This window comes from Shimia abyssi, from assembly GCF_003014475.1.
Classification (GTDB): domain Bacteria; phylum Pseudomonadota; class Alphaproteobacteria; order Rhodobacterales; family Rhodobacteraceae; genus Shimia; species Shimia abyssi.
Map to the genome: position 1 here is coordinate 1 of NZ_PYGJ01000036.1, position 6,147 is coordinate 6,147.

Consider the following 6,147-nt stretch of genomic DNA (forward strand, 5'->3'; position numbering starts at 1 on the left):
CTTTTTCATGTCCCACTCCTCAGTGGTCACGATGAGCCAGAAACTCTCCCTTATCAAACCGCCCTATTTGGACCCATAAGCGCTGACGTCAGACACTTGATCCCAAGCTCCATGGGCGTGGGCTTGGACGGGCGCTGGTGGACGACGCCGCAAAACAGTTCGATACGCTTGAGGTTGAGGTTGAGGTTGAGGTGTTTGAGCAGAATACAGTCGGACGCAGGTTCTATGACATCTACGGCTTTCAACAGATTGGGTCTTCATTCCATAAAGCAACTGGCGAAACCATTTTGCGCCTTGCCAAAACGGGCAAGAACACGGAGGCGGCAGCATGAGCTACTTCATTTATCCCTTCGCGATCATCGGTTTTGTTTCTGTCACATTTGTGGCGATAGGGCTTTGGCTGGACATCAGCGACTTTGACAACACCCAAGGCGGCTATGAAGCGCCTTTCGAAGGTGTCACTGGAGACCGTGTTGACTGACTTGCCATGGACAAAACCCCCACGGGTATCGCCAAACGCGGTTACGTCATGAACATACTTGTCGATGGCACAACGGGCATGATCACTTTTGAACTCTTCGGGTGGCAGGTACCATTCCGCCCATTCTCAGAGCGCGCGTTGGTCGTCCACAAACCGCGGGAAGCGTTCATTGCAATGGGCTTTAACCCTGAGTTCTGATTGCTAGAAAACGCAGATCGAAAAGGCGGGCTTCGGCCTGCCTTTTTCGTTGGTGCTGATGATGCGCAATTGGTCAAGTCATCTGCGTGGCCCGCCAACCTCAAACCGGATTGGCCGCCATAAAGTCCATGTATCGGCGCATCGACGCGCCCCAATTCAGATCAGGATACATGGACCAATGACCAGCAAATATCTCACCATCGGCGCCACGGGCGCTATCGGACATGCCTTCGCAAGTGCATTGCAAGACGCAGGATTGCACGCCACGCTTCTTGTTCGCGACCGCAGAAAGGCGATTGCACTGTTTGGCAATACAAACGGCTTCACCATCGTTGAAGGTGACGTGAATGACACCGCTTTGTTGCACAGCATCGCAGAGGGCGTAGATTTCATCTTCCATGGCGCAAATGCCTCCCATGAACACTGGGCAAAAGCGATGCCCGTGATGACAAGAAATGTCATCAACGCAGCTGAGCATTCGCGCGCGCCCGTGATCTTCCCAGGCAACAACTACAATTTCGGTCAAACCGAACAACCGATCAGTGAGATCACTCCTTTCAATCCATCCGTCCCACTTGGCAAGGTTCGGGTCGATCTGGAGAAGATGCTACAGCGCGCCGCTGATCAAGATGGCGAATGACCGTTGCAGCACTGTGGAAGAGTTCAAGGCATGGGGAATGAACATCGGCCATGAGAATATGGCCGTGACGATGGGCTCATCCTTGCCGATCCCCAAGCAGCGCAAGGAGGACCTGATCAAGAATATGAAAATGGCATAGCATGGCTTTTCAAACGATCCGTCTTGATGTTCCTCCTAGGCTCTGGACCTATAAACGGCTTCCGGCCACAACGGCAGCTTTGGCCCAGAGCAGGCACTGGCGAAAAATGGGTCTATGACCAAGTTGCGGGACTTTGCCGACTTTCGCTGCAATTGCGCCAATGCCCGCTCTCGAAAACTATGATGCTTAGATCAGGCAAATTTACAGTCATCCCGATCTGACCCTTTCTTGGCAATTTCAGCAAAACTGCTGCGCGTCAGCCACTTTGTGAGTGTACGCGCCATCAGATCATGGCCAGTCAGGGAAATCAGCCCACTTTCAATCTCTGCCTCGAATGTTGAATGTCCCATCCAAGCAGAGGTCAATGCGCGGAGTTCACAGACGACAAAGAGGTCAACGTCGAATTTGGGGTCTGTATAGCAAAGGTCAGTCTCTTCGCCTGGTTTAGCCACCAACCAGTAATTGGCAGTTTCATTCGAGGCATCGTTCAGGATGAACTGAATGACGCTCTTGCGTTTTGGGAGTTGCAATAAGTCAATCTTTCCGCGGATTTTCCACATCAAAAGCCGGGCGTCCAGGTTCTGAAGAGATACCTCACAATCGATGTTTCGATGGGCCCATTCCCCTAGCCCTCGGATGAGCGGTTCGAGCTCGTTGGCCAGTGGCGTGGGAAAATACTCTGCATGTGTCCCCCGGCCTGAATCGTTGCGCACGACCAGACCGTTAGCTTCCATCTCTTTCAAGCGCTTGGAAAGCAGCCCCGGCGACATACCGGGAACGCCACGCTGGATTTCGTTGAAGCGGGTCGAACCGAACCACATCTCGCAAAGTAGCAACATCGTCCAGCGTGGCTCCAGCAGGCTTGCTGCCATCGCGACTGGACAGAATTTTGGATAGTTTGAATCTGACATCACCGGTCCTCCAGCTTCACCTAAACATTTGGGCCGTGTCCTCGTCCACTTCAGAAACTGTAGTGGGTTTGCTGCATTTCCTGAACTGGTCTGACACAGACGATCTTGCCACGATCTCCCTACCAGAAATTCAAACAAGGGAGACGAACAATGCCACTGGTGGACATCGAATTAATTGAAGGCGTTTTCGACGACGTTCAAAAAGCGCAGATGATCGAAAAAGTGACCAACGCGATGGTTGAAGTCGAGGGCGAGAATATGCGCCCGGTGACCTGGGTTCGGGTCAAGGAGGTCCAAAGCAGGCACTGGGGTGTGGGCGGCAAAACCCCTAGCACAGAAGACGTCAAGGCGATGGCTACAGGCTGAACCCAGGTTTTGGCTGGGGCATCCGACGTGTTGTCCCTGCCGAGCCTGAAGCGTAAACTTGAGGAACAAAAATGGACAAGAACACACATGCAAGAGAGGCACAGCTTCGTGCCATTTCCATTTATGAAAAGCGCCCCGAGCGCGCGCAGGTCGTCAATCGTGGCACAGCTGAGGTTCTCGAGGGGCTGGGCTGTATCTACGAGCAGGACGGGCAACGTCTTTCTGTTGACATGCCGACGGCAATTGGAGGCAGCGAAGAAGCTCCCCCACCTGGCTACTTTGGAAGAGCAGCGGTCTGTAGCTGCCTTGCCATCGGAATAAAAATGACGGCTGCACGGGAAAACCTGCAACTGGACGCGGTCCGTGTTGGGATAGAACAGGATTGGGACAATCGCGGTGTGCTTGCCATGGAAGGCGCAAGCCCCGTGCCGAGTGACACGCGGATCGCTATCGACATCGCCAGCTCTGAGGCAGAAGAAAAGGTTAGGTCACTGGTCGCGCGAGCGTTGGTGAGTGACCCGTGGTTTCTGACTTTTCGAGATGCACAGCCTGTCACTTCGGAACTCTCAGTCAATGGAATGGTCGCCTGATGGATGCCCGTCTGCAACTCCGCGTCCAACGTTACGGCTGGGATGCCGCTGTGGCGCATTACCACGCGGGGTGGGAAGCGCAGCTACGCCCCGCGCACAATCAACTTCTGATGATGGCAGGGCTCACCGCCGGGCAAAGCATCATCGAGACAGCCTGCGGCAGTGGGTTGGTAACAATGCGGCTTTCCAAAGATGTGGGGCCGAAAGGATATGTACTTGCGACTGATCTCTCGCAGGGCATGATTGACGACCTGCAAGCTCGCCTTGACAGACGCCTTCCCAACAATGTTGAGGCTAAGCGCATGCCTGCGGAGAAACTCGGTGTGCCTGATGGGGCTTTCGATGCAGCGATTTGTGCGTTGGGCCTTATGTACACGCCCGATCCTGCTGCGGCGGTGGTCGAGATGGCGCGCGCCGTTGCTCCGGGCGGAATGGTCGCTGCGACGGTATGGGGGGAACGTCAAAATTGTGGCTGGGCCGATGTGTTTCCCATCGTGGATGCCCGCGTCGCTTCCGAAGTATGTCCGATGTTCTTTGGAACTGGTGCACCGAAAGCTTTGACCCGAATTTTCGAAAAGGCCGGGCTAAAGCAAGTTGAAGAGCATCGACAGTTCGAAAAACTGATTTTCAGAACTGAGGCGGATGTTGTAGATGCTGTCCTTCTCGGTGGTCCTGTCGCGCTTGCGATCAAAAGGTTCGACAAGGATACCTTGCAAGAGGTGCGCCAAGAATTCCTATCGTCCGTATCGAAATACAAATGCAGCGATGGAAGCTACCGCATTGAGGGTGAATTCGTATCGGTCAGAGGTTTTCGCCCGTTGGACTAAGCCGACCTTCATGTACTGTGCAGCATCGGATACTCTGGGCTCGAAGCGGTCGTTCGCTGCACTTGGCATGAGCGGCTGATTTTGAGCGCAAAGCAGACGTTGTTCCTTCTAAACGACGTAGCCGCTTTTTGTTTTGTCCGCGCTTCGCCGCCCGCTCCTTGAAGCTGACAGACTTAGCGATTACATGCCAATCGTGGGCAGACAACCCGCAATACCTCCAACCATAATGACGCTCGTCTGCCGAGCCTTGCCCGTAAGCCGCGGAAGACCGCCGGGGTATGGACCGCCCGAGACATGCTTGCGACCGGTGCGAATGGTCTGGATCCGCTTGCGCAGTTCTCCTAGAAGCGACAACACGCGATCTGCCTCTATCTGGTTGTCCGCGTCACTCATACCTTTGCTCCCGCAATCATCGGCACGACGTTAGCACGGGCCTCCTGCAACTGAACCAGAAACTGCGAATAGGCCTCCATCATCACCCGGCGCTGGGCGAAGTACGATGTGCGGTCGTATGCGCGGCCATGCTGCTCCTTCGATGCGTGGCTCAATTGCGCTTCTGCCAGTTTCTCTTCGAACCCGAGCCGCTCGGTCACCAGCGTGCGGAACGTTGCCCGCAGGCCATGCGCGTCGGTCTCTCCACCGAATCCGATTCTGCGGATCATGTTCATCGTGGCCGGTTCGGACACGGGTCCATCCTCGCTGGCAAACACCAACTCGCGGGTGCCGTTGATCGCGTACATCTCTTTCAGGATCTCGATCACCGGATCAGTCAAGGGAATGGCAATCGTGATGCCCGTCTTGGTCACCACGTTGTTCCAGACACGCTCACCCATGTTGATGTCCGCCCAGCGTATATTGCGCACTTCACCGGCCCTCTGACCTGTATGCGCAATGATCTGAACCAGAGGCTTGCCCAAAGTCTGGTGCGGCCACGCATCCAGCGCCTGCAGGAATTTCGCCAAACGTTCGGGTTCCGTGATCGCCGGGTGGTGCCTCTTGGGCTGGGGTTTGACCCTGTCAATCACGTTCGCCCCAGGCACAAACGAGATCAGGCCCTCTGCTTCAGCGTAGCCCAGAACCTGCCGCAGGATGCGAATGACCCGGCGCGCAGTCTCATGGCTCCCACGATCCGCGATCTTGAGCGCAACGGCCTTGATGTCGACTACCGTGATATCCGCGACCTCAACAGTCCCCAACAGAGGAATGGCGTCCTTTTCGATTCGGTTGCGGGCGCGGACAAAAGTCTTCTCTGCCCAGTGCGGGCGCTCCTCCACCAACCACGCACGGACAACCCCGGCGAAGGTGGTGTCTGTCAGACCTGACCGATCCTGCACCTCTGCGCGCATCTCTGCCACGTCGGGGGTGATGTTGTCTTCAAGCAGGTTCCTCTGCGCCTCGACGCGTTGGCGCGCGTCCTTGAGGCCGACAGAGGGATAGGAGCCCAAGGTCATCTCACGCTGCTTGACATCGACCCTGTAGCGCCAGACCCATGTCTTGCTGCCACCAGGATGAACAACGACGATAAACCCACAGCCAGCGGCCGGCTTGTACTTCTTTTCACGCGGTTTCGCGTTCTTGATCTTTGCATCTGTCAGGTTTGCCATTCGCATACTTTCTTTCATCACCGACCCCACACTCACCCCCACAGTCGGGTGTGGTGGCAGGCCCAAGTTTCCTTGGGGTCGAGAAAGACTGACACGGGACGCGGTCAATAAACAAAGGCGTCGGACTGCGAGTGACTTCGATTAGGTTAGGTTTTTGATGGACCTAGGCTCCACCAAAATTCCAATTTATTGTTCAGTTTGGCCTTGTTGCACAAATCGGTGTGTGAGCGCAGTTCCCGTTTCCCCGGACGGACTTATCCTGCGGGCTCAGTTGCAGGTATACCAAGAGCGGTATCGCGGTTGAGTGCCGCGATGCGGATTTGGACCTCAGCGACCTGACGATCGAAGTCACCCGCCATCAAGGATTGGCCAAGTCGTTTCACGCAATGCG

Annotated in this window: 10 protein-coding genes and 2 pseudogenes; 8 read left to right on the forward strand and 4 right to left on the reverse strand. The window is 55.4% G+C overall.

The window, feature by feature from the left end:
• Positions 1 to 107: 107 nt before the first annotated feature.
• The 5 genes and pseudogenes from CLV88_RS22640 to CLV88_RS23125 form a co-directional block, all read left to right on the forward strand.
• Positions 108 to 332, forward strand: a pseudogene (locus tag CLV88_RS22640) (GNAT family N-acetyltransferase); the annotation flags it as partial.
• Positions 329 to 481, forward strand: a complete 153-nt coding sequence (locus CLV88_RS23120) for a hypothetical protein (protein ID WP_165798984.1) — start codon at positions 329 to 331, stop codon at positions 479 to 481. The pseudogene CLV88_RS22640 and the gene CLV88_RS23120, both read left to right, overlap by 4 nt.
• A 6-nt stretch (positions 482 to 487) precedes the next feature.
• Positions 488 to 679, forward strand: coding sequence for a hypothetical protein (locus tag CLV88_RS22645; protein WP_106610676.1), 192 nt, complete (start codon positions 488 to 490; stop codon positions 677 to 679).
• 58 nt (positions 680 to 737) lie between these two features.
• Positions 738 to 1,319: an NAD(P)H-binding protein gene (locus tag CLV88_RS22650; protein WP_106610677.1), complete on the forward strand. Its 582-nt coding sequence runs from the start codon at positions 738 to 740 to the stop codon at positions 1,317 to 1,319.
• Positions 1,309 to 1,458 carry a hypothetical protein gene (locus tag CLV88_RS23125; protein ID WP_165798986.1) on the forward strand — a complete coding sequence of 50 codons (150 nt, stop codon included), beginning with the start codon at positions 1,309 to 1,311 and terminating at the stop codon, positions 1,456 to 1,458. Before CLV88_RS22650 ends, CLV88_RS23125 begins: the two co-directional genes overlap by 11 nt.
• Positions 1,459 to 1,649: 191 nt before the next feature.
• Here the strand turns inward: CLV88_RS23125 and CLV88_RS22655 are convergent, their stop codons facing one another.
• Positions 1,650 to 2,369: a winged helix-turn-helix transcriptional regulator gene (locus CLV88_RS22655; RefSeq protein WP_106610678.1), complete on the reverse strand. Its 720-nt coding sequence runs from the start codon at positions 2,367 to 2,369 to the stop codon at positions 1,650 to 1,652.
• A 150-nt stretch (positions 2,370 to 2,519) separates the two neighbouring features.
• Here CLV88_RS22655 and CLV88_RS22660 point away from each other — a divergent pair, with 150 nt between their 5' ends.
• The 3 genes from CLV88_RS22660 to CLV88_RS22670 all read left to right on the forward strand — a co-directional run bounded on the left by CLV88_RS22660 (position 2,520) and on the right by CLV88_RS22670 (position 4,152).
• Entirely contained in the window at positions 2,520 to 2,735 is a 216-nt protein-coding gene (locus CLV88_RS22660) for a tautomerase family protein (protein WP_106610679.1), read from the forward strand.
• A 71-nt stretch (positions 2,736 to 2,806) separates the two neighbouring features.
• Positions 2,807 to 3,325: an OsmC family protein gene (locus CLV88_RS22665; protein ID WP_106610680.1), complete on the forward strand. Its 519-nt coding sequence runs from the start codon at positions 2,807 to 2,809 to the stop codon at positions 3,323 to 3,325.
• On the forward strand, positions 3,325 to 4,152 hold the full coding sequence (locus tag CLV88_RS22670; protein WP_106610681.1) for a class I SAM-dependent methyltransferase: 828 nt from the start codon (positions 3,325 to 3,327) through the stop codon (positions 4,150 to 4,152). The genes CLV88_RS22665 and CLV88_RS22670 overlap by 1 nt, the downstream gene beginning before the upstream one ends.
• A 180-nt stretch (positions 4,153 to 4,332) precedes the next feature.
• Here the strand turns inward: CLV88_RS22670 and CLV88_RS22675 are convergent, their stop codons facing one another.
• The 3 genes and pseudogenes from CLV88_RS22675 to CLV88_RS22685 all read right to left on the reverse strand — a co-directional run.
• Entirely contained in the window at positions 4,333 to 4,545 is a 213-nt protein-coding gene (locus CLV88_RS22675) for a hypothetical protein (protein ID WP_106610682.1), read from the reverse strand.
• On the reverse strand, positions 4,542 to 5,774 hold the full coding sequence (locus CLV88_RS22680) for a tyrosine-type recombinase/integrase (RefSeq protein WP_133170035.1): 1,233 nt from the start codon (positions 5,772 to 5,774) through the stop codon (positions 4,542 to 4,544). Before CLV88_RS22680 ends, CLV88_RS22675 begins: the two co-directional genes overlap by 4 nt.
• Before the next feature lie 236 nt (positions 5,775 to 6,010).
• Positions 6,011 to 6,147 (reverse strand): annotated as a pseudogene (locus CLV88_RS22685) (IS5/IS1182 family transposase); the annotation flags it as partial.

Bases quoted from the DNA above. Each gene is read 5' to 3' on its own strand.
- CLV88_RS23120 (WP_165798984.1), top strand. From the start codon at position 329: ATGAGCTACTTCATTTATCCCTTCGCGATCATCGGTTTTGTTTCTGTC.
- CLV88_RS22645 (WP_106610676.1), top strand. From the start codon at position 488: ATGGACAAAACCCCCACGGGTATCGCCAAACGCGGTTACGTCATGAAC.
- CLV88_RS22650 (WP_106610677.1), top strand. From the start codon at position 738: ATGATGCGCAATTGGTCAAGTCATCTGCGTGGCCCGCCAACCTCAAAC.
- CLV88_RS23125 (WP_165798986.1), top strand. From the start codon at position 1,309: ATGGCGAATGACCGTTGCAGCACTGTGGAAGAGTTCAAGGCATGGGGA.
- CLV88_RS22655 (WP_106610678.1), bottom strand. From the start codon at position 2,369: ATGTCAGATTCAAACTATCCAAAATTCTGTCCAGTCGCGATGGCAGCA.
- CLV88_RS22660 (WP_106610679.1), top strand. From the start codon at position 2,520: ATGCCACTGGTGGACATCGAATTAATTGAAGGCGTTTTCGACGACGTT.
- CLV88_RS22665 (WP_106610680.1), top strand. From the start codon at position 2,807: ATGGACAAGAACACACATGCAAGAGAGGCACAGCTTCGTGCCATTTCC.
- CLV88_RS22670 (WP_106610681.1), top strand. From the start codon at position 3,325: ATGGATGCCCGTCTGCAACTCCGCGTCCAACGTTACGGCTGGGATGCC.
- CLV88_RS22675 (WP_106610682.1), bottom strand. From the start codon at position 4,545: ATGAGTGACGCGGACAACCAGATAGAGGCAGATCGCGTGTTGTCGCTT.
- CLV88_RS22680 (WP_133170035.1), bottom strand. From the start codon at position 5,774: ATGAAAGAAAGTATGCGAATGGCAAACCTGACAGATGCAAAGATCAAG.